Source organism: Streptomyces sp. Ag109_O5-1 (genome assembly GCF_003814875.1).
Classification (GTDB): Bacteria; Actinomycetota; Actinomycetes; order Streptomycetales; family Streptomycetaceae; genus Streptomyces; species Streptomyces sasae.
Map to the genome: position 1 here is coordinate 6,043,355 of NZ_RKQF01000001.1, position 24,671 is coordinate 6,068,025.

General features: G+C 71.9%; 19 protein-coding genes and 1 pseudogene. 13 read left to right on the forward strand and 7 right to left on the reverse strand.

What is annotated here, in order from left to right; all coding sequences use genetic code 11:
• Positions 1 to 3: 3 nt before the first annotated feature.
• Both thrS and EDD90_RS27230 read right to left on the reverse strand, forming a co-directional pair.
• Positions 4 to 1,221 (reverse strand): threonine--tRNA ligase, encoded by a 1,218-nt coding sequence (gene thrS, locus EDD90_RS27225; RefSeq protein ID WP_123975621.1) that lies wholly within the window; start codon positions 1,219 to 1,221, stop codon positions 4 to 6.
• A 194-nt stretch (positions 1,222 to 1,415) separates the two neighbouring features.
• Positions 1,416 to 2,285, reverse strand: coding sequence for an alpha/beta fold hydrolase (locus tag EDD90_RS27230; RefSeq protein ID WP_221305134.1), 870 nt, complete (start codon positions 2,283 to 2,285; stop codon positions 1,416 to 1,418).
• Between the two features lie 128 nt (positions 2,286 to 2,413).
• Here EDD90_RS27230 and EDD90_RS27235 point away from each other — a divergent pair, with 128 nt between their 5' ends.
• On the forward strand, positions 2,414 to 2,593 hold the full coding sequence (locus EDD90_RS27235; protein ID WP_123975622.1) for a hypothetical protein: 180 nt from the start codon (positions 2,414 to 2,416) through the stop codon (positions 2,591 to 2,593).
• A 114-nt stretch (positions 2,594 to 2,707) separates the two neighbouring features.
• Positions 2,708 to 3,478, forward strand: coding sequence for a hypothetical protein (locus EDD90_RS27240; RefSeq protein WP_123975623.1), 771 nt, complete (start codon positions 2,708 to 2,710; stop codon positions 3,476 to 3,478).
• 606 nt (positions 3,479 to 4,084) lie between these two features.
• Here EDD90_RS27240 and EDD90_RS27250 read toward each other — a convergent pair.
• On the reverse strand, positions 4,085 to 5,428 hold the full coding sequence (locus EDD90_RS27250; protein WP_123975624.1) for a helix-turn-helix domain-containing protein: 1,344 nt from the start codon (positions 5,426 to 5,428) through the stop codon (positions 4,085 to 4,087).
• A gap of 160 nt (positions 5,429 to 5,588) precedes the next feature.
• Between EDD90_RS27250 and EDD90_RS55670 the strand changes: the two genes are divergently transcribed.
• The 3 genes from EDD90_RS55670 (at position 5,589) to EDD90_RS27265 (ending at position 9,171) form a co-directional block, all read left to right on the forward strand.
• Complete coding sequence (locus EDD90_RS55670; RefSeq protein WP_185149240.1) at positions 5,589 to 5,753, forward strand: hypothetical protein; 165 nt, start codon at positions 5,589 to 5,591, stop codon at positions 5,751 to 5,753.
• A 503-nt stretch (positions 5,754 to 6,256) separates the two neighbouring features.
• The gene (locus EDD90_RS27260) at positions 6,257 to 7,021 is read left to right on the forward strand and encodes an NPP1 family protein (RefSeq protein ID WP_185149241.1); all 765 of its coding nucleotides are present in this window, start codon (positions 6,257 to 6,259) and stop codon (positions 7,019 to 7,021) included.
• A 173-nt stretch (positions 7,022 to 7,194) separates the two neighbouring features.
• The gene (locus tag EDD90_RS27265) at positions 7,195 to 9,171 is read left to right on the forward strand and encodes an Ig-like domain repeat protein (RefSeq protein ID WP_123975626.1); all 1,977 of its coding nucleotides are present in this window, start codon (positions 7,195 to 7,197) and stop codon (positions 9,169 to 9,171) included.
• A 6-nt stretch (positions 9,172 to 9,177) separates the two neighbouring features.
• Here EDD90_RS27265 and EDD90_RS27270 read toward each other — a convergent pair whose 3' ends face one another.
• Both EDD90_RS27270 and EDD90_RS27275 read right to left on the reverse strand, forming a co-directional pair.
• Positions 9,178 to 10,233: a hypothetical protein gene (locus tag EDD90_RS27270; protein WP_123975627.1), complete on the reverse strand. Its 1,056-nt coding sequence runs from the start codon at positions 10,231 to 10,233 to the stop codon at positions 9,178 to 9,180.
• A gap of 234 nt (positions 10,234 to 10,467) precedes the next feature.
• Positions 10,468 to 11,628: a PP2C family protein-serine/threonine phosphatase gene (locus EDD90_RS27275; RefSeq protein ID WP_123975628.1), complete on the reverse strand. Its 1,161-nt coding sequence runs from the start codon at positions 11,626 to 11,628 to the stop codon at positions 10,468 to 10,470.
• A gap of 106 nt (positions 11,629 to 11,734) precedes the next feature.
• On the opposite strand from EDD90_RS27275, the gene EDD90_RS27280 reads away from it, so the two are divergent.
• From EDD90_RS27280 to EDD90_RS27290, 3 genes are all read left to right on the forward strand, one after another.
• Positions 11,735 to 12,175, forward strand: a complete 441-nt coding sequence (locus EDD90_RS27280) for a hypothetical protein (RefSeq protein WP_123975629.1) — start codon at positions 11,735 to 11,737, stop codon at positions 12,173 to 12,175.
• A gap of 502 nt (positions 12,176 to 12,677) precedes the next feature.
• Entirely contained in the window at positions 12,678 to 13,583 is a 906-nt protein-coding gene (locus EDD90_RS27285) for a hypothetical protein (protein WP_260328760.1), read from the forward strand.
• Between the two features lie 114 nt (positions 13,584 to 13,697).
• The gene (locus EDD90_RS27290; protein WP_123975630.1) at positions 13,698 to 14,291 is read left to right on the forward strand and encodes an HAD family acid phosphatase; all 594 of its coding nucleotides are present in this window, start codon (positions 13,698 to 13,700) and stop codon (positions 14,289 to 14,291) included.
• Here EDD90_RS27290 and EDD90_RS27295 read toward each other — a convergent pair.
• On the reverse strand, positions 14,270 to 15,646 hold the full coding sequence (locus tag EDD90_RS27295; protein WP_123975631.1) for a PLP-dependent aminotransferase family protein: 1,377 nt from the start codon (positions 15,644 to 15,646) through the stop codon (positions 14,270 to 14,272). The two genes, EDD90_RS27290 and EDD90_RS27295, sit on opposite strands and share 22 nt — an antisense overlap.
• Positions 15,647 to 15,718: 72 nt before the next feature.
• On the opposite strand from EDD90_RS27295, the gene EDD90_RS27300 reads away from it, so the two are divergent.
• From EDD90_RS27300 to EDD90_RS27320, 5 genes and pseudogenes are all read left to right on the forward strand, one after another.
• The gene (locus EDD90_RS27300; RefSeq protein ID WP_123975632.1) at positions 15,719 to 16,507 is read left to right on the forward strand and encodes an alpha/beta fold hydrolase; all 789 of its coding nucleotides are present in this window, start codon (positions 15,719 to 15,721) and stop codon (positions 16,505 to 16,507) included.
• A 36-nt stretch (positions 16,508 to 16,543) separates the two neighbouring features.
• Positions 16,544 to 18,511 carry an FUSC family protein gene (locus tag EDD90_RS27305; RefSeq protein WP_123975633.1) on the forward strand — a complete coding sequence of 656 codons (1,968 nt, stop codon included), beginning with the start codon at positions 16,544 to 16,546 and terminating at the stop codon, positions 18,509 to 18,511.
• Positions 18,512 to 18,665: 154 nt separating this feature from the next.
• Positions 18,666 to 20,465, forward strand: coding sequence for a VWA domain-containing protein (locus EDD90_RS27310; RefSeq protein WP_123975634.1), 1,800 nt, complete (start codon positions 18,666 to 18,668; stop codon positions 20,463 to 20,465).
• 145 nt (positions 20,466 to 20,610) lie between these two features.
• The gene (gene metG / locus EDD90_RS27315) at positions 20,611 to 22,326 is read left to right on the forward strand and encodes a methionine--tRNA ligase (RefSeq protein ID WP_123975635.1); all 1,716 of its coding nucleotides are present in this window, start codon (positions 20,611 to 20,613) and stop codon (positions 22,324 to 22,326) included.
• A 108-nt stretch (positions 22,327 to 22,434) separates the two neighbouring features.
• Positions 22,435 to 23,079, forward strand: a pseudogene (locus tag EDD90_RS27320) (zinc-binding dehydrogenase); the annotation flags it as partial.
• A 73-nt stretch (positions 23,080 to 23,152) separates the two neighbouring features.
• Here the strand turns inward: EDD90_RS27320 and EDD90_RS27325 are convergent.
• Positions 23,153 to 24,502 carry a polysaccharide lyase family 1 protein gene (locus tag EDD90_RS27325; protein WP_123975636.1) on the reverse strand — a complete coding sequence of 450 codons (1,350 nt, stop codon included), beginning with the start codon at positions 24,500 to 24,502 and terminating at the stop codon, positions 23,153 to 23,155.
• Positions 24,503 to 24,671 lie beyond the last annotated feature (169 nt).

Consider the following 24,671-nt stretch of genomic DNA (forward strand, 5'->3'; position numbering starts at 1 on the left):
AGGTCAGTCGGTCCACAAGGTGGTCCCCCGCCCCGCCACCCGCTCCCCGATCCGCCGCACCAGCTCCGCCTCCGGCAACGCGCCGGGCCGCCGCCCGTCCCGCAGCCGTACGGCCACGACCCCCGCCTCGGCCTCCCGCGCACCGATCACCGCCTGGTAGGGCACGAGCCGCCCGGCACGCACCCGTGCCCCGAGACTCCCCTCCTCGGGCCCGGCGACCTCGGCCCGCAACCCGCCCGCGACCGCCGCCGCGACCAGCGCCTCCGCCTCCGCCAGCTGCTCCTCCCCGACCGGCAGGACGAGCAGCTGCACCGGCGCCAGCCAGGCCGGAAACGCCCCGCCGTGCACCTCGACGAGATGCGCGACGGCCCGCTCGACGCTCCCCACGACGCTCCGGTGCACCATCACAGGCCGGTGCTTACGGCCGTCCGCCCCGACGTACTGCAGCCCGAACCGCTCCGGCTGGTGGAAGTCGATCTGCACGGTGGACAGGGTCGACTCCCGCCCCGCGGGGTCCGCGATCTGCACATCGATCTTCGGCCCGTAGAACGCGGCCTCGCCCTCGGCCTCCTCGTAAGTCACCCCCGCCCCGTCCAGCACCTCCCGCAGCAGCGCGGTGGCCCGCCGCCACAACTCCGGGTCGGCGACGTACTTCCCGCCTTCACCGGGCAGCGACAGCCGATGCCGTACGGCGCTGATCCCGAGGTCGGCATAGGCGCGGCCGATCAGCTCCAGTGCCGCGCGAGCCTCTTCGACGGCCTGGTCCAGGGTGCAGAAGACATGCGCGTCGTTGAGCTGGATGGCCCGGACGCGGGTGAGCCCACCCAGCACACCGGACAGCTCGGACCGGTACATGGCGCCCAACTCGGCGATCCGCAACGGCAGTTCGCGATAACTCCGGGCACGGGACCGGTAGATCAGCGCGTGATGCGGACACAGGCTGGGCCGCAGCACCACCTCCTCCGCCCCCACCCGCATCGCCGGGTACATGTCCTCGCTGTAGTGCGCCCAGTGCCCGGAGAGCTCGTACAGCTCTCGCTTGCCGAGCACGGGCGAGTACACGTGCCGGTATCCGGCGCGGCGCTCCGCGTCCCGGACGTACTCCTCCAGGGTGTGCCGTACGACCGCCCCGTCGGGCAGCCAGTACGGCAGGCCGGCGCCCATCAGCGGGTCGGTGTCGAACAGGCCGAGTTCACGGCCGAGTCGGCGGTGGTCGTGCATGGCGGGTCTCCTCCCTCAGGAGGGCGAACGACCCGCGACACGACGAAGCCCCGGGGCATTCGCCCCGGGGCTTCGGACTGATCAGGTGTCAGCGCGCCGGGACGTACTCCGGCGTCGTCGTGCGGAACGGACACGGCAGGGCGCGCTTCATACCTCCGACGGTAGCAACGGCCACGACGGGACACGAACGGTTTTCAAGGCCGCTCACCGAGACGGCTTCCGGGCTGCGCGCTACGGGAAGGGGTGTGGGGCAGTTCTGCGATGAAGTGGTCCAGGAGCGCCGTGAGTTCGTCCGGTGTCTCCTCCTGCAGCGCGTGTCCGGCGCCCTGGACGGTCTGGACGGCGCCGCGCCACAGCGTGGGGGCCTGGAGCTTCTGGAGATAGACCGGGTTGACCAGCTGTTCGCCCGCGCCCTGGAGGATGGCCAGCGGCTTGTCGAGACCGCGGACGATCTCCACCTCGTCGGCGGTCGGCCCGGCCAGGCTGGCGCCCAGGTCGCTGCGGGCGGTGCCGTCCGTGGCCAGGATGTCGGCGACCAGGTCGGCCGTCGGGAGCACTGAACCGGGGGCGAGGAAGGACCGGGCGTAGGCGAGGGCGGCGTCACGGTCCACGTCCGCCGTGAAGCCGGTCTGCACCGCCGGGTTGGGGAGGAACGCCTCTGCCAGGTCGGCGGGGCCGCCGATCGGCGGGGTGCCGTAGACGGCGTAGCCGGCCGCGTCCGGGAGGAGGGGGGACGCCTCCAGGGCGATATGGCCGCCGAGGCTCCAGCCGACGATCACCGCGTCCCGTGCGTCCAGCGCCTCGGCGAAGCCGGCCAGGACCGTGGCGTAGCCGGGCACCGAGTACACGCCCGATCCGGGCCGGGCCGCCGGGGACGCGCCGTGTCCGGGAAGGTCGATGGCCAGACACCGGTGGCGACCGCCGAACGAACCGTCCAGGAGATGACGCCAGGTCCTGGAGGACGAGGAGTTGCCGTGCACCAGGATCACCGGCCGCCCCTGCCCGGAACTGCGGCGATAGGCGATGTCCCGCCCCGACACATGCACGAACTCGTGGGCCATCATGTCTCCTGCGCGCTGCGGACCGGGCCGTCCGATCGTAGGTGACGTGGGCGGCGACCGACCAGGTCGGCGTCGGGACCCCGCCCGGCAGTAGCCCGCCGAGGATCAGCTTTCCGCGGCCGAACCGGCCGATGCTCGGCGATGTCGCCGAGCGGCTGCTGCCCCGGTACGCGCCCGAGCAACTCGACCTGATCGCCGACTATCCGACCCGCAGCCGTGACGTCCAGCAGGAGCACACCGAACGCCTCCGGCAGATTCGCGCCTCGGGGACGGCCCGTACGGGCGGCCGCCAGCCGACCGGCCCCAGGTGATCCCCCTCCGCCCGGGGACTCACCCGGACGGACCCGAGCGGTGGTAGGCGGGCGCCGGCGGTGATGGCGTGTGATCACGCGTCCGCTGCTCCAGCCCCCGGGGAGGACCCCGCCATGAGAGTCATCGCCGCCGGTCTCGCCGTGGCCGGCCTGCTCGCCGCCTCCGCCTGCACGGCCGCCCAGCCGCCGCGGGCGTCCGCCGCCGGCTCCTCCCCGACCGCCGCCGAGCGCCCCGCCCCGGCCAGCCCCGGCGCCCCCGCCGGCACCCCGCCGCTCACCGCAGGGCAGGCGCAGTCCGCGCTGATCAGCGAGGCCGACCTCGGGGTGCCGTGGACGGCGAGCGAGTCCACCGCCACCTGGCACGACGGTCTGCTCAAGGCGGCCGCCGGGCAGCCCGGCTGCCAGACCCTCCTCGACGCCCTGTACGCCGAGGAACTCCTGGAGCCGGCCGGCCCGCACGCCGTCACCGCCCTCGACGACGGCGACGACGGGGCCCAGCTCCGCTATCAGGTGGTCGCCAGCCACTCCGCCGACGTGGACCGGACGCTGACCTGGCTGCGGTCCCTGCCCGGCAGCTGCGGGCAGTTCGCAGCGCAGACGACCCGGGCCGGGGTCGAGACCGTCCAGGTCACCGACGCCGGGCTGCCGCCCCTCGGCGACGCGCGGCAGGGTCTGCGGGTCGTCCTCACCGGGCAGCGCACCGCGAACGGCGACGACCCCACCACCCTCACCCTCGACGTCGCCGTCGTCCGTGTCGGCGACGACGCGATCGTCCTCACCGCCGGCGCCCTCGGCACGCTTCCGGCGCGCACCACCGAACAGGCCCTCGACCTCGGCGTCCGACGACTCGCGCAGGTGCGGGAACAGGGGCGGGCGCAGGCCTAGTCGGCGACGGGGGCCGAGGCGGTGGCGGTGGCGGTGCCGTTGAGGCTTGTGGGTCGGGTGCGGGCCGGTGGGGGCTGGTCGCGCAGTTCCCCGCGCCCCTATCGAGGAACTCGGGGATGTTCCGGGCCCGGTGGACGGGGACGTCGTGGGCGCCGAGCCCGGCGAGGATCAGATGGGTGTGGGTGTCGTCGAAGGCGGGCAGCACGGTGGCGCCGGGCAGGTCGTGGACCTCGGTCTTCTCGGTCACCAGGTGGTCGAGGCCGTGCAGGTCCGCGGACACGGCGGCGATCCGGTCGCCGCGCACCGCCAGCGCCCGCTGCGGGGCCTGGCCGGGCATAAGGGTGTGCACCGCGCCGACGCGGATCAGCAGGTCGGCTCCGTGGCCGGTCATCGTCTTCTCCCTCAGCTCGAAGCGATTCGAAGGACGCGAGGATCACGAAGATCGCGAAGGTCGCGAAGGTCGCGAAGGTTTCGCTGACGAGACTGTTGTAGAAGCCGTTCGGTGATTCACCGCCATACCGAGGGCGCTGGCGCATGAAACACGACAGCAGGCCGTCCTTCCTTGCAGATCATGCGCCAACTACCGGAGAGTACGGTTTGCCGCCCCTACAGCGGCGGCTGTGCCGGTGCCGGGCCGAGGGTCGTGGTGCCCGGTGCCGTGCGGTGGCCGAGTCCGGTCCGGTACGCGTCCAGTGCCGCCTCCACCCGGCCGGTGCGGCGCAGCAGGTCGCCCAGCAGACGGCACAGGTCGGCGAGGTCGCCCGCCGCGCCCGCCCGTTCCAGCAGGCTCAGCGCCCGTACGTAGTGCTCCTCGGCCGCCTCCGTGTCCCGGGCGTCCTCGGCGATGATGCCGAGGAGGCGGTGCGCGGCGGCCGAATGGACCGCGCCACGCTCGGAGTTGAGGTCACCGAGCACATCGTGGAGCAGTTCGGCGGCCTCGTCGGACTTGCCCCGGCGGTGCAGGACGTCGGCCAGCTCCACGGCGGCCTGGCTGCGGTACAAGGCGGCGCGGGTCTCCGAGAGCATCGCGAGGGCCTCCCGCAACTCCCCTTCGGCGCGCTCCAGTTCGCCGTTCTGGGCGTAGACGTAGCCGCGCATCCAGTGGCAGTTGGCGAGTTCGGTGCGGAGCTGGAGCTGGCGGTACAGCTCGGCCGCCTTGGCCAGCGAGGCGTCGGCCTCGGCGACCCGGCCCTCGGCGATCAGGGTGCGGGCGACGGAGCGGTGCATCCGGGCGATCAGCGCGGGGTCGCCGGCCTGCGGGGCGAGGGCGAGGGCGAGTTCGGCGGACTGTGCGGCGCGGGCGTGCGCGCCCATGTCCATGTACGGGCCGATGGCGGAGGCGTACAGGAGCAGGAGGGCGTCGGGGTCGTGCAGACCGCTGCGGTTCAGCTCGTCGAGGGTGGTCTCCAGGAGGTAGACGGCGTACCGGAGTTCGCCCGCGAGGTAGTGGCTGACCGCCCGGCCGCGGATCGCCGGGACGCGCACCGGCAGCGGTTCGTCGGCCGTCCACAGCTCGGCCCGCTCGAAGAACTCCCTTGCCTGCCCCAACTCGCCGGTGTCCAGGGCGCATTCGCCGAGACCGAGGAGTGCGGTGGCCTGTTCCACGGCGAGCCCGTGCGCCTCGGCCTCCTCGAACAACGCCATGTACAGGGCGGCGGCCTCCTCGGCCGCACCCGTGGCCAGGGTGCGCTGTGCCTCGGTGAGCCGCAGCCTGAGGTCGGTGGCGAGATGGGCGGGGCGCCCGCTGGCCAGCTCCTCGAAGCCGACGCCCAGCCGTCCGGCGATGTGCCGCAGCGCCTCGTCGGAGGCCCGCACCCGGCCCGCCTCCAGCGTGGAGATATAGGCGGGCGTGTAGGCCGGTTCGGCCAACTGCCGCTGGGTGAGACCTCGCTCGGTGCGCAGCTGCTGCACCCGGCGCCCTATGGTCTCCGGATCGTCCCGTTCCGACATCCTGCCACTCCCCCCAACTCCCCCTGAACCCCTTGCCGTTGCACTCTTACAACCCCTAGGTTAAACGGCGGATTAAACGTGCTTAACCCGCCCCTGTCGTTGCGAGGTCGCCGTGCTCGGACGCACATCCGCACGCCCCACCGCACGCCCCCACTCCCGCATGCGCTCGATCGGGGGGACCCCCACCGCCCGTAGCGTCGCCGCCGCCGTCATAGCGGTGGCCGCGCTGATCACCGCCGCGAACGCCGGCCCGGCCAGAGCGACGGACGGCTCCCCGGGCTCATCGACCCCGGCCACGGCCCAGCACGCAGCCGGCCCCCGCTAGAAGTTCTCCCGGCGTCGCCGCTCAGAACTCCACCGCGTCGACAGGCCGGCTCACCCGCACACCGCTCGGTACCCCACGTCCGACAGCTACGTCCGCCACAGCTCCCGGGTCGGCCCGCTGCCGCCCGCCCTGGCGCACACCCTACTCTCCGCGTGCCCGGAGTCGATGTCGTACCGCTGGAGGGGGACATGGGCGCTGCAGCCGGCCGTCCGCGCTCCGGCGCAGTTCGCGTGCGAGCCACTGAACGGGACCATCCTCCGGGTCCGCCGGTCTCTCTGGACGCCCCATGTGCGCATACGACGTCCGGAGCGGTTCACCTCATGGTTACAAGTTTCAATCAAGGGTTCCGGCGACCCCCGAACCTGTGGACGCCCGTTGATCAATTCGGCGAAATGCCGCCCCCTGTTTGACAGAAAGCCCTTCCATCGCACGCCCGGGACCGCCAGCCTCTCCCCAACCGGATGTCATGTCCGGAACGAATCGTGGACCGACTGGAGCCCCCGATGTCCCGAACCAGAACCCACCGCCTCGGCCGAGCGGCCGCCGTCGTGGGCAGCGCCGCCGCGCTCACCATCGCCCTGCCGTTCAGCGCCTCCGCGGGCGTGCTGCAGAACCTGCCCGAGAACGCGACGACGTTCCAGAAGTTCTTCGAGCCGCTGTACGACTACGACACGGACAGCTGCTACCCCGCCGCCGCCATCGACCCCGACGGCAACCTCAACGGCGGCCTGAAGCCCACCGGTTCGATCACCGGCAGCTGCCGCACCGGCCACCTCGACCGCGCCAACACCTACTCGCGGGCCAAGTGCAACAACGGCTGGTGCGGGATCATCTACGCCAGCTACTTCGAGAAGGACGAGGCGTCCCCGGGCATCGGCCACCGCCACGACTGGGAGTGCATCGTCGTCTGGGTCAAGCAGGGCGCCGACTACCCGTCGTACCTGTCCGCCTCCCAGCACGGCGACTTCGAGACCGAGGCGGTCGCCGACGTCCCGATGAGCAGCCAGCGCGTCCAGGTCGTCTACCACAAGGACGGCCTGAGCACCCACGACTTCCGGTTCGCCAAGTGGGGCGAGACCCCGGAGAACGACGACGCCGCCTGGCACCAGGAGAACCTGCTCACCTGGGACAACATGGCGTCCAACCTGCGCGACATCCTCAACGCCTCCGACTGGGGCGACGCCAACTTCCCGCTCCAGGACGCGAAGTTCGACGACCACCTCAACAAGGCCAAGCCGAGCGCGATCACGTTCGACGCGTACGCCTGACCAACTCCCGTCCTCCGCAAGGGAATCCGGATGTCGATTGTCAGTGGCATGACCTAGTGTTCGTTGCATCCGCCACACGCGGCCCACAGAGAACTCACATACGAGAACTCACAGACTCGTGGGCCGCGTTCCGTGGCGCCCACTTACATTCGATCCGGGGGGTTCGAATCAGCGTGCGTATGCGCACCGTCACGGCCGCCACCACCCTGGCGGTCCTCTTCAGCTCCGCGGCCCTGGCCGCCACTCCGGCCTTCGCCGACACCAGCGCCCCGCTGCCGGTCAAGTCGCTGGGCGACATCGTCGTCGACGGCGCTCACCAACAGGTCTTCATCAGCGACCCGAGCAACGGCAAGATCGTCGTCACCGACTACTCGGGCAATGTGCTCAAGCAGCTCACCACCAACCTCTCCGGGGTCAACGGCCTCGAGCTGTCCGCCGACTCCGGCACCCTCTACGCGGCCGTGCGGGACCTGGACGCCATCGCCGTCATCGACACCGCGACGGACACCGAGACCACCAGCTACACGGTCGGCGACAAGCCGCGGAGCGTCGCCCTCGCGGGCGGCAGGCTGTGGTTCGGCTACGGCGGTGACGCGGCCGGCAACATCGGCTCGGTCGACCTGACCGACGCCCAGCACACGGTCACCTTGAACCAGGACAACAGCTGGTACTCCGCGCCCGTCCTGGACGCGGCGCCGGGCACCGACATCCTGGTCGCCGGCGACCACGACACCAGCCCCGCCTCCCTGACCTCGTACGACGTCTCGTCGGGCAGCGCGACCCAGCTGGCCCACATCCGCACCGACGGCGGCGACGTCAGCGACCTCCAGGTCACCCCCGACGGCAAGGACGTCGTGGTGGCGAGCGGAGCCCCGTACTACCACCAGGTGTACAAGACGTCCGACCTCAACGAGGACGGCAAGTACACCACCACCGCCTACCCGAACTCCGTCGCCATCGCGCCCGACGGCACGGTCGCGGCCGGCAGCAACGCTTCCTACGACAAGGACATCTACGTCTTCAACCCGGGCAGCAGCGAGGCCGTCCGCAGCTACGACCTGCCGAACACCGGCGGCGGCAGCGGCTCCGACCTCGTCGCCGCCGCGGGCCTGGCCTGGGCGCCGGACGGCTCCCGCCTGTTCGCGGTGACCTCCAACAGCCAGGGCGCGTACTCCCTGCGCGAGTACGACAGCCCGGCCAAGGCCGCCAGCACCGTCACGGTCGACGCCCCGGCGTCGGCGACGCGCGCCAAGAAACTCACCGTCACCGGCACGGTCTCCTCGACGGTCCCGATCCCGGCGGATGAGCAGCTCACGGTCACCCGCACCGACCTGGAGTCCCCGAACGGCAAGGCGCTGCCCGCCGTCACCCTCAAGGGGGACGGCACCTACTCCTTCACCGACACCCCGCCGGCCGGCGGCAAGGTGACGTACAAGGTCTCCTACGCGGGCGACGCCGGACACGCGGCGGCCGCCGGCAAGGACACCGTCGACGTCTCCCGTGCGAAGCCCACGCTGACGCTGAACAACAACGGCAAGGTGTACGCGTACGGGAAGGACGTGAAGTTCACGGCCCATCTCGGCACGACGTACAAGAACCGCACGGTGGAGATCTGGGCCGACCCGTTCGGCTCGGACAAGCCCGCCAAGAAGGTGAAGTCCGGCAAGGTCGACGCGCACGGCAACCTGTCCGTCACCCTCGACCTCAAGCGCGACACCAAGGTCACCGCGAAGTTCTCGGGCGACGCGCGCTGGCAGCCGCGGTCGGTGTCCAGCACGGTGGGCGCCAAGGTCAGCGTGTCGATGTCGGTCAGCCGCCAGTACAAGACGAAGTCCGCCTGGGGCCAGACGTACTACGTCTTCCACCAGACCAAGAACCCGCTGTTCACGACCAAGATGCCGTACTACGACGGCCGTTCGCAGCGGTTCGACTTCCAGGTCTACTACCAGGGCAAGTGGTACTCGGGCGGCGACTCCGCGTACTTCCGGCTCGCCACCAGCGGCCTCTCCTCGGTCGAGTTCACGGGCAACCACAAGGAGGACGTCGGCTGGCGCTTCCGCGTCCGCTCCGACTACATCAACGGCGGCTCGGGCGACACGGTCAACTCGACCACGTACGGCGCGTGGAAGTACTTCATGTTCACCGGCTGAGCCGCGTCACTGGGTCTGCAACTGCCGGAGGTGCTGCTGGACATGGTCCAGGGCACCCTCCCGGCGGCCCGGCACCCTCAGTCTCAACTCCGCGAGCGCGGGCCCGAGTTCACGGGCCCGCGCCGCGTCCTTGATGGCACCCCACTGGTGATGGGCACGGTCCACGGCGGCCTCGACCTGCGGTGCGTCGGCGGGCTGCCCCGCGCCCAGCCGGGCGCTCGCCACCGTCAGCCAGGTACGGCAACTGCGCGCCGCGTCCCCCGCGAACATCGCGAGATCGGCCCGTACCTCGGACCAGTGCAGCGCGTCCTCGGACGACGGTCCGTGCGCCCGTGCGGCGGCCTGCTCCCACCGCGCCGCCAGCTCGTCCGCCTCCGCGTACCGACCGTCCCGCGCGGCGGCGCTGATGACGTCGTGCGGATCCCCGCTGTCGGCCGTGTACGTACTGAACAGCACATTGCCCGCGACCTCGGCCCCGATCCGGGCCAGCACCTGCTGGTGCAACTGCCCCATCGCCGGCCGGTGCCCACTCCGCAACACGGTCGCCACGGCCTTCATGTACGACGGTGCGGCGACCTCCCGCCGGGCGGGCCGGGGCGCGATACGCCCGTACACGGCGTTGTTCCGCCCTGAGTCGAGGGGGACGGTGCGCAGTTGCTCCCAGGTCTCGGGATCCGCGTGCAGATCGAGGACGAGAGTCGTCGCCCCGGCGGGCCGCAGCCGCAGCTCCTCCCGGATCCAGTGCCAGGGGAGCCCTGTGTAGCGGACGGTGGCCGACGTGGTCCGCGCTAGCGCGAGATGCGGCAGCCGCTGCCTGCGGTCCAGATGCAACTGCCCCGTGACGAACACGGTCAGCGGGCCGGGGGCGGCCGCGGCGGCCCGCAGCCGGGTGAGGACGGCCTGCGGCTCCAGGGGGTCGGCGAGTTCGACGACGTTGGCGGTGTCGGTGCCGGAGAGTATCGCCGGGGGTACGGCCGCGAGCACGGGGAGCACGGAGGCGGCGTCCACCAGACGCGCTTTGCCCACCGGCGAGACCGCGAGCAGCAACACGGTTCCGGGCATCGGGCCCTCCCCTTTGTTCCCCAGGTTCACTTACGTCAGCACGTTAACCGCTGCGCTTGCAAAGCGGGGGGCGCGGGAGGAGTTTGGGCCGGGATGGGGGTGTTACGGGGTACACCCAAAACGAAAAGCCCACGCCACCCCACCCGCACCCTCTTGCCGCACCCCCCTTTGTCCGCCGCAACGGCGCTCAGCCACGACGGTGGTCTCCGGCGAATGCCCGATCGGCCCGTGCCGCTAGTGGGGCGCTGTGGCTCGGTGCACTGCGAAGATCGTGGTGTCGTCCGAGAGGTGACCCTGGGTGTGACGGAGTACTCCGTCGCGGACCTGGGCGACCAGGAGGCGCGGGTCGGAGGTGGGGGACCGGGCGAGGTCGTCGGAGAGGGCGTAGAACTCGCCGTCGCCGTCTCTCGCTTCTGTCACGCCGTCCGTCGTGATGAGGAGGGTCTCGTCGGGGGAGAGGGTAACCGTGAGGGTCGGCGGGGGACCGGCAACCGACGCCAACTCGCCTATGCCCAGCGGTAGTCCGTGCCCCGGCGGCAGGGAGCGGACCCCTGTCGGGCCCACCGCCAGCGGCGGCTCGTGGCCGAAGTTGACGATCTCCACGACGTCGGGGGCGCCCGGCGGAAAGCCCAGGAGGACCGCCGTAGCGAAGCGGTCGCCGTCGTCGCGGCCCAGGGCGACCGTGTGGCTCCGGTGGCGGACCATCCGGGTCTCCAGACGGTCGGCCACCGTCGCCAGGTCCTTCTCGTGATAACCGGCCTCCCGGAATGTGCCGAGCAGCGCCGCCGCCGTCTCCACCGCGCCCAGGCCCTTCCCCTGGACGTCCCCCACCAGCACCCGCGTCCCGTGCGGCCCCGGCTGAATGTCGTAGAAGTCGCCGCCCACCCGAGCCTCCGTGTCGGCGGCGAGATAGACCGCCGCGTGCTCCAGCCCCGCCCACCCCGACGGCAGCGGACGCAGCACGGTGCGCCGGGTCGTCTCGGCGATGTCCCGCATGTGCAGCATCCGCCGTTCGCCGTTCAGCCGGAACGCGCAGGCGAGGGTGGCCAGCAGCCCGGCGAGGGCGACCAGGACGAAGTCGGGCAGCCCGGCCTGGTACCGGCGGGGCCAGAAGTTGTCCACGACGACGTAGTCGAGGACCGAGAGCACCGCGAAGGCGGCCGTCGTCCAGAGCCCGCAGATCGCCGCCGCGATACCGGGCACCAGCACGATCCAGAAGATGATCCGGAGGTGCTCCGCGGTGTTGAGGTCGACCAGCGTGATCCCCGCCAGCAGCAGGAACGGCGGCACCCAGGCGATGCTCCTACCCCGGACCCGCAGCAGATCCCTCCGCTGCCACAGGGCCCGGTGGTCGGTCACGAGAGACAGGGAAACACGCGCCGGGACGGGCCGCATGTCGTACGGGACCGGACGGGTTCGACGGGATCGGACGGCCGACTTGCCACGGGGTACCCGCAGGTGTGCCCTGGAAGGTGGGGGGCGAGGAGAGAGGAGAGCTCTCATGGCTCAAGCGGCACCCACGTCCGGCGGTATGGCCCGGGGCGGCCGTACACCCGACATCTTCAGCACCCGGACCCATGCGAGGGCCCGGGTGGCGATACCCGTGGTGACCGGCCTCATCTACGGCTACTGGGCCGCCGCCAACCGTCGCGCCGGCGGGCCCATCACCGGCTGGAACCTGCTGTCCGGCTTCATCAGCGCGTTCGTGTTCGCGGTCGTGCTGTGGGCCGTCATGACCTTCGCCCCGCGGCTGCGCCGGGAGCTGCACGCGGCGGTGTGGGCGGCGTTCGCCGGCATCGCGTTCGGCTTCCTGTACAGCTCGTCCGGCGAGGCGATCCTGCGGTCCATCGGCATGTCGCTCGCCGTCGCGGCCGTCGTCCTCATCCTCACGTTCTACCGCTTCTACACGCACGAGGACGCGGCCGGGCATCGCATCCGGTAGCGCGCCGCGACGTCGTTTACAGCGTCACAGGCGTCGTACGACGCCTGTGACGCTGTACGCGTGGGCCCCGGCCCCGGCATGCCACGGCCGGGGCCCACGCATTCCCCTTTACCCCTCACCAGTCGTCGAGGCCACTCGGGGGGCTCGACGACGTCCATGCGAAGCCGCTCCGGTCGTTCCAGCGGGGAGGAGATCTCCGGAGATCCCCTCGAATCCAGGAAACACCCGTTCGGGTCAACCCTCCACCGGAGCGCGGCGCCCCAAGGGTTTCCGGTGCCTTCGCCGCCGTACCGTCCGTTCGGCTCGACTTGGGTCTCCCGATGCCCCGGATGCAGTCCTCCCGCTCGCCTGACCGGCCCTCAGCGGCTTGCCTGGAAGCGTGCCCCCAGTGCCCCCAGCGCCCCCAGGGCCGCCGGCACCCCCAGGGCCCGCGCGGCCACCGCGGCTCACCCGGCCCGCCCGGCCCGCCCGGCCTGCCCGGCCCGCGTCCCTCCAGCGTGCCCTGTCGGCCCTGCTGATCGCGCTGTCCTGCCTGCTGCTGCCGTTCGGCGCGCTGGCGGCCTGGGCGGCGTACGGGTTGGCGGACACCGGACAGTACGTCAGCACGATGGCACCGCTGGCCGACGACCCGGACGTCCGGGACGCCGTGGCGGACACGGTCGGCGACGGCATCATGCGCGAGGTGGACGTCGGCCGGCCGATGCGCGGCACGGTGGCGCCGTTCGTGCGCGAGGCGGTCCGCTCGTTCACCCAGACCCGGGCGTTCCGGCTGGCCTGGGACGCGGGCAACCGGGCCACCCACGACGCCGTCCTGAGCGCGCTCCAGGACGAGCGCGAGGAGTCCGTGACCGTCGATCTCGCCCCGGTCACCGCCCAGGTCAGGGACCAGCTCGCCGAGAACCATGTGCCGTTCGCGGCCCGTATCCCGGTCCAGCACACGGCCGTCGCGGTCCTCCCGGCCGCCGAACTCGACCAGCTCCGGAAGGGGTTCCACGTGCTCGAAGTCGCCGGCTTCTGGCTTCCCGTCGCGGCCGTCGTCTTCGCGGTCTGCGGTATCGCCCTCGCCGTCCACCGCCGTCGTGCCGTCACGGCGACCGCGCTGGGCACGGCCCTGGGCGGCGCCCTGCTGGGCCTGGCCCTCACCGTGGGCCGCCGGCTCACCCTGGCCGACCTGCCGTCCGACGTCCCGCACCCGGCGGCCGCCGCGGTCTACGACGCCCTGACGTCCACCCTGCGCACGGTCTCCTGGCTGCTGCTCGCCCTCGGCCTCACGGTCGCGGCCCTGGCCTGGCTCAGCCGCTACGCCCGCCGCCCTTCCCCGGTGCACGAACCGGCCTCCGACACGCCCGATTCCCCGTCTCTCAGTGCGGATTCACAGAATTCTGACCAGAACATGCCAGTCACGTAACCAGCTGCTCCGCCAGGAGTCATGTGGCGGGCGCCCTGGCCGAGCACTGTGGCGCAACGACGGCCGCCGGTACGGAACACCGGCGGCCGACGTGAGCTGAGGAGCCCCCACCCGATGAACCGTCTCACCGCGCGCCGTGCCGCCGTCACCGTGACGGCCGGCCTCGCCCTGTCGTTCGCCGCCGCCCTGCCCGCGCAGGCCGCCGACTCGACCGTCACCGAGGCCCAGTGGCTGTCCGACGTCGCCGCCGTCACCGGCCCCGCGCAGACCTACATCGACTCCCGCGCCGCCGCCAACACCTCCGGCGCCAGGCTGGCGATCGTCCTCGACATCGACAACACCTCGCTGGCGAGCTACTTCCAGGGCGGCTACCCCACCCCCGCCACCGCCCCGGTGCTGGCCCTCGCCCAGGACGCGCACGCCAAGGGCGTCAGCGTGTTCTTCGTGAGCGCCCGCACCAACCTGATCGACCTGGCCACCAAGTACAACCTGACCCACGTCGGTTACACGGTCGACGGCCTCTACACCCGCACGCTCGCCGAGATCGCGAGCGAGAGCGTCGCCGACTTCAAGACCTCCCAGCGCAAGGCGATCGAGACCGACGGCTACGACATCGTCGCCAACATCGGCAACAACACCACGGACCTGTCCGGTGGTTACGCCGACACCACCTACAAGCTGCCGGACTACGACGGCCTGCTGGACTGACCGTCCGGAAGGGGGTGCTGCGGGCCGCCCGCCGCGAGTGCGGCCAGCGTCCGCAGCGCCCCGGCCAGTTCCGTCTCACCCGCCGACGCGAGCCCGATCCGCACCGCGTCCGGCGTCCGCTTCGGATCGACGCGGAAGGCGGTGCCGGGCGTGATCCCGATCCCGTGCGCCGCCGCGGCCGCCGTGAAACCGTCCCCCCGCCACGGCGCGGGCAGCTCCCACCAGGCGAAGTACCCGCACGGATCCGCCCGCACGGCGAACCCGTCGAGCAGCTCACGGACCAGCCCCTGCCGCCGCCGGGCCTGCTCCCGCTTGGCCCCGACGAGCCGCGCCACGGTCCCGTCCCCGATCCACCGCACGGCCGCCTCCAGCGCGAACGCCTGCGCACTCCACCCCCCGGACCGCACGGCGGCCGCCACCGCGCCCACCCGGTCCTCGGGTACGACGACGAAGCCGACGGTGAGCCCGGGCGCGACCCGCTTGGAGAGCGAGTCGACGACATGCACGAGGCCGGGCGCGAGGGCGGCCAGCGGCGGCTCGACACCGGAGTGCAGGAACGCCCAGACCCGGTCCTCCACGACGGGAAGACCCACGTCGGTGACCGCCCGGGCCAGTTGCAGGCGCCGCCCGGTCGTGACCGTCACCGACGTCGGGTTGTGCAGGGTCGGCTGGAGGTAGAGGGCGGAGAGCGGCGCGGACCGGTGAGCGGCGAGTACGGACTCGACGACGGGCCCCTCCGCATCCGACTCGACCGGCACGAGCGTGACGGACAGCCGCCCGGCGATCTCCCTGACCAGCGGATACGTCAACGCCTCCACCCCGAGTCGGCCGCCCGGCCGTACCAGGGAAGCCAGGGTGGCGGCGATGGCCTGCCGGGCGTTGCCGGTGAAGAGGACACGTCCGGGGCCGGGCCGCCAGTCGCCGGTGGCGAGCAGCTCGGCGGCGGTCTCCCGGGCCTGCGGGGTGCCGCCGGCGGGGCCCGGCCGCAGGGCGTCGGTGAGCACATCCGGTCGCAGCAGGGGCGCGAGCGCGAGTGCCAGCAACTCCGGCTGACCGGCCACGGACGGGTAGTTGAGCTCCAGGTTCACCCTCACCCGCACCGGCGAGGGGTCCGCCTCCACGAGCGCCCGCCCCTGCGGTGCGGCCTCCGTCGCCCGGACGAAGGTCCCCCGCCCGACCTCGCCCACCACCAGCCCGCGCCGTACGAGTTCGGTGTACACGCGCCCGGCGGTGGACGCGGCGATCCCGTGCCGCCGCGCGAACGCCCGCTGCGGAGGCAGCCGTTGCCCCGCCCGCAACCGCCCCCGCGCGATGTCCAGCGCGATCCGGTCGGCGATCCCCCGAAAGTCGGCCATGCCCCCTCCATATTGCACCGAGGGCAAAGATCTTATTGCACCGAGGAGTTGGGGGAATCTAGGGTCGACCACATGCCCCCTTTCCTCGCACATACCGACAACTCACCCCAGACCACCCGCACCCCCCTCCTCCTCATCCACGGCCACCCCTTCGACCGCACGATGTGGCACCCCCAGCTGACGGCCTTCGCCGCCGACCGCCGGATCATCGCCCCCGACCTGCGCGGCTACGGCGCCTCCCCGGTCACCCCCGGCATCACCCCGCTCTCCCGCTTCGCCGCGGACCTGGCGGAGCTCCTCGACGAGCTGGGCGTGCGGACCTGCGTCCTCGCGGGCCTCTCCATGGGCGGCCAGATCGCCATGGAGTGCTACGACCGCCTCGGCGCCGAGCGCGTCCGGGGCCTGGTCCTGGCGGACACGTTCCCCACGCCGGAGACACCGGAGGGCAGACGGAGCAGGAACGCCATGGCCGACCGCCTCCTGCGCGAGGGCATGCGGGGCTACGCCGACGAGGTCCTGGAGAAGATGGTCGCCCCCTACGCCCACCCGGACGTGAAGGCCCACGTCCTCCGCATGATGACGGCCACCGACCCCGAGGGCGCCGCGGCGGCCCTGCGCGGCCGCGCCGAACGCCCCGACTACCGCCCTCTGCTGACGAAGGTCACGGTCCCGGCGCTGGTGGTGGTCGGCGCGGACGACGAGTACACCCCCGTATCCGACGCCGAGGCGATGCACGCCCTCCTCCCCGACTCCGCCCTCCACGTCATCGACGCGGCGGCCCATATGCCGAACCTGGAACGCCCCGAGGAGTTCAACAGGGTGCTGGGGGAGTTCCTGGCGCGGGTGGACGAACGGCCGTGACCGAATACCTCTGCGACCGGCCCCGATAATGGGCACATGTCCCGCGAGTTCCCCATCGGCCTCACGCCTCCCGACTGGCTGGTAAGGAACCTCCGGCCCCAGCAGGCCCCGCCCCTCAACCGGTCCGCCCTCGTCCGCGCCGCCCTCGGCCTGGCGCTCCCGCTCGCCGCCGGGCTCGCGGTCGGACAGGCCGCGTACGGCGCGCTCGCCTCGATGGGCGCCCTGTCCGGGGTCATCGGCGACACCGCCGACGCCTACCGCATGCGGATCCTCAACATCGCGGTCCCCCAGCTCTTCGGCGCCGTCGGCGTCACCCTCGGCTCCCTGGCCTACGGCCAGGGCTGGGTCACCGTCGCCACCGTCACCGGCATCGCCCTGCTCTCCGGGATGATCTCGACGATCGGCGCGGTGTCCTCCGTCTCCGGGCTCCTCCTCCTGCTCAACTCCGTGATCGGCGCGGGCCTGCCGCTGCCCGGTGCCTGGTGGCTCACCCCGGTGCTGATGACCGGCGGCGGCCTGTGGGTCCTGCTGCTCGCCCTGCTGGCCTGGCCACTGCGCTCGGGCGTGCCGGAACGCTCGGCGGTCGCGGACACCTACCGCACCGTCGCCGACCTGCTCGCCCTGAGCGGCGCGGACCACCACGACAGGGACGCCGAGCACAAGGACGCGTACGACAGCGCCCGGCACGCCGTCACCCTGTCCCTGAACCAGTCGTACGACCTGATCCTCGCCCGGCGCGCCCGGTTCCACGGCCGCAACCGCGAGCTGACCCGCATGCTGGCCCAGCTGAACGCGATCACCCCGGTCGTCGAGGCCGCCCCCGCCATCCACCTGAGCGGGAAGCCGCTCCCGGAGGAGTTCCCGGCGGCGGTACGGCACATCGCCGACGCGATCGAGACCGGCTACACCGGCCCGATAGGGCTGCAGCTGCCCGAGCCGCGCAACGAGACCGGCCGGGCCGCCGACCACGCCCTACGCCACGCCGCCGAGGTCGCCACCTCCCCCGACGTCGACCCCCGGGGCATCGACGACCGCCTCGGCCGCCCCGCCGCCCTCGGCATCCGCACCGCCCGCGCCACCCGCAACATGGTCCTGTCCGCCAACTCCTGGCGCTACGGCATCCGCCTGGCCCTGTGCATCGGCATCGCCCAGGCCCTGGTCTCCCTCGTCCCGGTCCCGCGCTCCTACTGGGTCGCGCTCACCATCACGTTCGTCCTCAAGCCCGACTTCGGCTCGGTCTTCTCCCGCGCCCTGCTGCGCGCGCTCGGCACGGTGGCCGGCCTGCTGGTGGCGGCAGCGGTCCTCGCACTGGTGCCGCTCGGCTGGTGGGACGTGGCGGTGCTGCTGGTCCTGGCCCCTCTGATCCCGGCCCTGACCCCCCGCGGCTACGGCTTCCAGACCGCCGCCATCACCCCGGTGATCCTGCTCCTCTCCGACGTCCTGAACCACCAGGGCACGGCACTTCTCCTCCCCCGCCTGCTGGACTCCCTGATGGGCTGCGCGATCGCGCTGGTCGCCGGCTATCTGCTCTGGCCGGAGAGCTGGCGCACCCGCGTCGGCGACCGCCTCGCCGACGCGGTGGCGGACATGGCGTCCTATGTCGAGCTGGCCTTCAAGGACGGCGCGGACCCGGCCGCGCGCGCCCGGATGCGCCGCCGCCTCTACCGCGACCTGTCGGTCATCCGCACGGAGTTCCAGCGCGCCCTGACCGAGCCCCCGCCCACCGGCCGCCGGGCCGCCGCGTGGTGGCCCCTCGTCGTCGCCGTGGAACGCATCGTCGACGCGACGACGGCGGCCCGGGTGCGGGTACGGCACGGAGCGCCGCCCCCGGCCGCGGCCGAGGTGGACCAGGTGGCCCTCCAGCTCCGCGAGTTGGCGGACGGTGTCCGGGAGGCGGAGACCCTGATCGCGGTCCGCACGGACCTCACGGGCCCGCCGGACAGCGTTCTGGAGCCCCTGCGCCAGGAGGTGGCGGCGGCCAGAGCGATCGCGTCCCCGCACTGACGAGAGCACTGGAACCCGCCCTCGTTGGACCAACGGGCTGCCGACGATTGCACGACACCGCCCCTCCCCAAGATCGCAACCTGGGGCCGCTAACCTTACGTGTCCGTCCTGGCCAGGGATTGACGGGAATCAACTCACTCGAAGGGTTGCGCACATGGGCATTCTCACTCTCCTGCGGAACGCATTCGGCCGGTCGCGAAAGCCGCGCCCCGCCGAAGCAGAGGGTGCGGACCAGCTCCCTTCGCAGCCGACGCCGACGCCGGAAACGTCGGCACCGGCATCGACGGTGGTCCCGGAACCCCGCCCGGCGACGTCCGAGGAACACGACCTGGTGTCGGCCGCTTTCGACAACGTGACGGTGCCGAAGCAGGCGTCCCGCACGGTCGAGCCGACGGCAGAGACCGAGACTGAGCCGGTGGCCGAGCCGACCGCAGAGGCGGAGGCTGAGCCGGAGGCCGAGGCCGAGACCGCCGCAGAGCCGGTCGCAGAGGCGGAGGCCGAAGCAGAGCCGGCGGCGGAAGCAGAGGCAGAGGCTGAGACGACCGCTGAGGCCGAGGTCGTGGTGACCCTCGTGGTCGAGACCGAGCCGGAAGCAGAACCGACGGCAGCAGCGGCCCCGGAGCCGGAGGCCGAAGCGGTGGCTGAGCCGGAGACCGAGGTCACGGCCGAGGCGGAGCCCGTGGCCGAGCCGGTCACGGAGGCAGTTGCCGAACCGACGGCGGACGCCGAGCCGGAGGCCGAAGCAACCATCGAACCCGAGCCGGAAGCCGAGGTCGCCCCACTCGCGGAGCCGGAGCCCACCGCCACCGCCGAGCCCGAGACCACAACGCCGGAACCGGTCGCGGAGACGGACACGAAGCCCGAGCCGGAGACCGAGGTCGCCCCGGCCGCGGAGCCGGAGCCCAGCGCGACCGCCGAGCCCGAGACCACCCCGGCCGACGAGCCCGCCCCCGCCGCGGCCGAGACCACGACGCCGGAACCGGACCCGCAGCCGGAGGCCGAAGCGGCGCCCGAGCCGCAGGCCGAAGCCGTCGCCGAGGCCACCGTCGAGGCCGAGGCCGAGGCCGAGCCGGAGGCCGAGGCCGCCCCGGTCGCGGAGACTGCGCCCGTGGCCGAGATCGTCGTGGAGCCCGCCCCCGAGGCGGCTCCTGAGCCGGTCGAGGCGGCAGCCGAGACCGACACCCCGGAACCCGCCGCAGCCGCCGACGGCGAATCCGCCCCGCAGGGGCCACCCGCACCCGACAACGAACCCGCCACGGGTGGTGCGGGCGGGGACGACCAGGCCGAAGGCGAAGCCGAGGCCAAGGCCGAAGCCGCCGTCGGCAGCGACGCCGCCGCCACCGCCCTCGCCAAGGCCGGCCTCACCGGCACCCGCGCCGCCACCTACCTCGTCCTCGACCGCTCCGCGAGCATGCGCGCGTACTACAAGGACGGCTCCGCCGCGGCCCTCGCCGACCAGACCCTCGCCCTCGCCACCCACCTCACCCCGGACGGCGACACCCCCACCGTCCACGTCGTCTTCTTCTCCACCGAGGTCGACGGCACCACCGACCTCACCCCCGCCTCCCCCGAGAACGCGATCGACGAGGCGCACGCCGGCCTCGGCCGGATGGGCCGTACGAGCTACCACGCCGCCGTGGAAGCCGTACTCGCCCACTACGACAAGCACCACGACAAGAACGCCACCCCGGCCACCCCCGCCCTGGTCGTCTTCCAGACGGACGGCGCCCCGGACGCGAAGACCCCGGCCACCCAGTCCCTCACGGACGCTGCGAAGTCCCACCCCGCCCTCTTCTTCTCGTTCGTCGCGTTCGGCGAGCACGAGAACAAGGCCTTCGACTACCTCCGCAAGCTGAAGACCGACAACACGGCCTTCTTCCACGCGGGCCCGACCCCCCTGGAGCTCACGGACGCGGAGCTCTACGACGGCCTGCTGATCGACTGGCGCCCGTAGCCCCACCGGCACAACCGCACCGCACCCGCACCCTGATGCCGCCCGCTTCTCACCCAATAAAACGGGAAGCGGGCGGCATACACATGTCGGCTACGATTTCAAGGTTCGCAATAGCAGCAACAGACCGACCTGGGAGCAGCCCCCGATGGCTCGACACCTCATCACCAGCGCCCTTCCGTACATCAACGGGATCAAGCACCTGGGCAACATGGTGGGGTCCATGCTCCCGGCGGACGTGTACTCCCGGTACCTCCGCCAGCGCGGCCACGACGTCCTCTACATCTGCGCGACGGACGAGCACGGCACCCCCGCCGAGCTGGCCGCGAAGGAGCAGGGTCTCCCGGTCGACGAGTTCTGCGCGCAGGCGCACGACGCGCAGAAGGCGGTCTACGACGGCTTCGCACTCGCGTTCGACTACTTCGGCCGGAGCTCCTCCCCCGAGAACCGCGAGATCACCCAGCACTTCGCCCGCCGCCTCAACGAGAACGGCTTCATCGAGGAGCGGGCGATCCGCCAGGTGTACAGCCCGGTGGACGGCCGCTTCCTCCCGGACCGCTATGTCGAGGGCACCTGCCCGCACTGCGGCTACGACAAGGCCCGCGGCGACCAGTGCGAGAACTGCACCCGCGTCCTGGACCCGACCGACCTGATCAACCCGCGTTCCGCGATCTCCGGCTCCACCGACCTGGAGATCCGCGAGACCAAGCACCTCTTCCTCCTCCAGTCCAAGCTGGAGAACGAGGTCCGCGAATGGGTCGCCAAGCACGACAAGGACTGGCCGCAGCTGGCCTCCTCCATCGCCCACAAGTGGCTGACGGAGGGCCTGCACGACCGCGCGATCACCCGTGACCTCGACTGGGGCGTGCCCGTCCCGGCCGACACCTGGCCGGAGCTGGCGGCGGAGGGCAAGGTCTTCTACGTCTGGTTCGACGCCCCGATCGAGTACATCGGCGCGACGAAGGAGTGGTCGGACCAGGACCCGTCGACCCGCGACTGGAAGTCGTGGTGGTACGACGTCGACACCGACGTCCGCTACACGGAGTTCATGGCGAAGGACAACGTCCCCTTCCACACCGTCATGTTCCCGGCCACCGAGCTCGGCGTGCGCGAGCCGTGGAAGAAGGTCGACTACGTCAAGGCCTTCAACTGGCTGACGTACTACGGCGGCAAGTTCTCCACGTCCCAGAAGCGCGGTGTCTTCACCGACCAGGCGCTGGACATCCTGCCCGCCGACTACTGGCGCTACTTCCTCATCGCCAACGCCCCGGAGTCGGACGACTCGTCCTTCACCTGGGAGCACTTCACGGCGACGGTGAACAAGGACCTGGCCGACACCCTCGGCAACTTCGTCAACCGCGTCCTGTCCTTCTCCCGCAAGCGCTTCGGCGACGACGTCCCCGCGGGCGGCGAGCCCGGCGAGGCGGAGGCGAAGCTGGGCGAGCAGATCGCGGAGCTCCTCGCCGAGTACGAGGCGCAGATGGAGGCCCTCCAGTTCCGCAAGGCCGCGGCCGCGCTCCGCGCCCTGTGGTCGGCCGGCAACTCCTACCTGGAGGAGAAGGCCCCCTGGCTGGAGATCAAGACGAACAAGGACGGCGCGGCGCTCACCCTGCGCACGGCGATGAACCTGATCCACCTCTACTCGGTGGTCTCGGAGCCCTTCATCCCGGCGACGGCGAAGACGATGCGCGAGGCGTTCGCCCTGACCGAGGACACCGCGACCTGGGTCACCGCCGACGAGGCCCGCGCCCTCACCGCCGTCCCGGCCGGCACGCCCTTCACCGTCCCCCCGGTCCTGTTCGCCAAGCTGACGGACGAGGACCTGGAGACGTACAAGGAGCGCTTCGGCGGCACGGGCGCCTGACGCCCGCCGTACCCCCACGCACAGCCGTCGGCCCTCCGGATCCACTGCCCAGCGGATCCGGAGGGCCGACGCACGAACCGGCAACCAACCACCCGCAGCTCATCAGGGGTGGTGGCGCTGGACCCGGGCATGGTGCGGCCGCTCGGCACCCACGCCGAGTACGTAGTGGTGGAGACGGACGCGGTGGCGAAGGCGCCGGCCACGGTGGACGCGGCGCATGCGTCGACGCTGCCGCTGAACGGGCTGACCGCCGTACAGGCCCTGGACCTGCTGGAGTTGACCGAGGGGCAGACCCTGCTGGTCACCGGTGCGGCGGGCGCGGTGGGCGGCTTCGCCGTCCAACTGGCCGCCCGTCGGGGGGTGTCGGTGACCGCACTGGCCCGGGAGGCCGACGAGGAGCTCGTACGGTCGCTGGGCGCCGCGCACTTCACCGCGGGCGCCGTCGAGGCCGGAAGCTTCGACGCCGTACTGGACGCGGCGGTCCTCGGCTCGACGGCCCTGGAGTGGGTGCGTGACGGGGGCGCCTACGTCGGTGTCCGGCCCGGCGGCGAGCCGGCCCCGGTGCGCGGGATACTGACGGCCTCCGTCGCGGTGACCCCCGACGGTGCGCGTCTGGCGGAGCTGTCGGCACTCGTGGACGAGGGCGCGCTGACGCTCCGGGTGGCCGGGACCTACCCCCTGAACGAAGCCGCCAAGGCCCACGCCCGCCTCTCGGAGGGCGGGGTGCGCGGGCGACTGGTGCTGGTCCCGTAGCCGTGTCCGGGCGCTGTTACCGGGGGAAGGGCGTACCGCCTGACGCGCGCCGCTTCCCCCGGTACCGGGCGGCTCAGTTCGCGGTCAGGACGCTCGCTCCCGCCGTCTTCGCCAGCTCCGCCGGCAGGTTCTTCGCGCTGGACTCCAGGCCCGCCGTCAGGGTCGGTGTCCAGTTGACCGTCGTCCTGATCTTCTTGGAGTTCGCGGCGTTGTAGGCGGCGACCAGGTCGGTCGTAGTGCCGTTGACGAGGTTGCCGCTGCCCGCGATCGAGCCGGTGCCGTCGCCGCTGAGCAGCTTGGAGACCTTGACGGAGCCGGGCACGGTCCAGAAGTTGTTCTGGGCCACGACCTGGGCCTTGGCGCGCGAGTTGATGCTGTACTGGAGCGTGTAGCCGTTCAGGGGCGTGACGTCGTAGACGTTGTTGAAGATGTGCACCTGGCCGACACGGGTCAGCGGGGCGCGCTGGACGATGCCCTTCCAGACGTTGTGGTGCAGGGTGACGCGCAGCTTGCCGCTGGGCTCGCTGTCGCTGCTGCCGATCAGCATCGTCTTGTCGTGGCTGTTGAACTGGTTCCGCTCCACGGTCACCAGGTCCGAGCTCTTGGTGATGTCGAGGGCGCCGTCGTGGACCTGGTACTCCCGGCCGAAGTACTTCGGGTTGAGGCTGTCGAAGTGACCCGCGTCGGTGAACGTGTTGTGGTCGGCCCAGACATGGGTGGCACCGCGCAGGGTGACCAGGTCGTACTGCGAGTTCCAGTTGCCGCTGTCGCCGTCGGTCGGGTCCCACTGCGGGAAGCAGTCCTCGGCGTCGGCGAACGTCAGGTTGCGGACGATGACGTTGTCGACCTTCTGGATCTGCAGATCGCCGCCGGTAATGCCGGCCTTGGTGCCGGGGATGCCGACGATCGTGGTGTTGGCGGGCACCTTGAAGACGACGTTCTTCGCCTGCTTCGCCTGGGCGGCGGCGCGGGCGGTCTCCTGGGTGCCGGAGGGCAGCTTGGAGCGGCCGAACGTCGACGGGGCGAAGGCCTTCAGGTACGCGGACAGCGAGTACCCCGTGCCCGCCGCGTAGTCCGCGCAGGTCAGCTTCTTGCCGGAGTCGTCGGTGTTGGCGTCGATGGTGCCCTTGATCTTGATGATGCGCGGGGTGGTGTCGCTCGCCGACCCCAGCGCCTTCACCAGCTGGGCGCGGGTGGAGACGGTGAAGGTGTGCGCGGCGTCGGCCTTCGAGCCGCCGGTCGTACCGGAACCGGAGGACGCCCAGCCGTCCTTGGCCGCAAGGGTCCGGTGGTAGAGGTCGGTACCGGAGGCGTTCGCGTTCAGCACGAGCGCACCGGCACCGACACCGGCGGCCACGACGGCGGCGGAGACGACGAGGGTACGGCGGGTGCGGAGGGACCGACGGTGAGAGGCAGTGGCCACAGGGGAGTCCTTATGTGCTTCCGGGTGCTTGGGCGGGCCCGCTCCAGCGGGCTTCACTCCTCTGTGGTTGTGGAGATCGAAAAGGTTGCCGTGTTTTTTTGTGCGATACGGCGGCCTTCTCGCGTACGGGCAGCGAAAGTTGACCCGGGCAGCCGTTTCCCGGCCGGAC

Coding starts and splice junctions, on each gene's coding strand:
- EDD90_RS27305 (WP_123975633.1), top strand. CDS start 16,544: ATGTCCCGCGAGTTCCCCATCGGCCTCACGCCTCCCGACTGGCTGGTA.
- EDD90_RS27290 (WP_123975630.1), top strand. CDS start 13,698: ATGAACCGTCTCACCGCGCGCCGTGCCGCCGTCACCGTGACGGCCGGC.
- EDD90_RS27280 (WP_123975629.1), top strand. CDS start 11,735: ATGGCTCAAGCGGCACCCACGTCCGGCGGTATGGCCCGGGGCGGCCGT.
- EDD90_RS27240 (WP_123975623.1), top strand. CDS start 2,708: ATGAGAGTCATCGCCGCCGGTCTCGCCGTGGCCGGCCTGCTCGCCGCC.
- EDD90_RS27230 (WP_221305134.1), bottom strand. CDS start 2,285: ATGATGGCCCACGAGTTCGTGCATGTGTCGGGGCGGGACATCGCCTAT.
- EDD90_RS27295 (WP_123975631.1), bottom strand. CDS start 15,646: ATGGCCGACTTTCGGGGGATCGCCGACCGGATCGCGCTGGACATCGCG.
- EDD90_RS27250 (WP_123975624.1), bottom strand. CDS start 5,428: ATGTCGGAACGGGACGATCCGGAGACCATAGGGCGCCGGGTGCAGCAG.
- metG (WP_123975635.1), top strand. CDS start 20,611: ATGGCTCGACACCTCATCACCAGCGCCCTTCCGTACATCAACGGGATC.
- EDD90_RS27260 (WP_185149241.1), top strand. CDS start 6,257: ATGTCCCGAACCAGAACCCACCGCCTCGGCCGAGCGGCCGCCGTCGTG.
- EDD90_RS27275 (WP_123975628.1), bottom strand. CDS start 11,628: ATGCGGCCCGTCCCGGCGCGTGTTTCCCTGTCTCTCGTGACCGACCAC.
- EDD90_RS27300 (WP_123975632.1), top strand. CDS start 15,719: ATGCCCCCTTTCCTCGCACATACCGACAACTCACCCCAGACCACCCGC.
- thrS (WP_123975621.1), bottom strand. CDS start 1,221: ATGCACGACCACCGCCGACTCGGCCGTGAACTCGGCCTGTTCGACACC.
- EDD90_RS55670 (WP_185149240.1), top strand. CDS start 5,589: ATGCGCTCGATCGGGGGGACCCCCACCGCCCGTAGCGTCGCCGCCGCC.
- EDD90_RS27270 (WP_123975627.1), bottom strand. CDS start 10,233: ATGCCCGGAACCGTGTTGCTGCTCGCGGTCTCGCCGGTGGGCAAAGCG.
- EDD90_RS27235 (WP_123975622.1), top strand. CDS start 2,414: ATGCTCGGCGATGTCGCCGAGCGGCTGCTGCCCCGGTACGCGCCCGAG.
- EDD90_RS27310 (WP_123975634.1), top strand. CDS start 18,666: ATGGGCATTCTCACTCTCCTGCGGAACGCATTCGGCCGGTCGCGAAAG.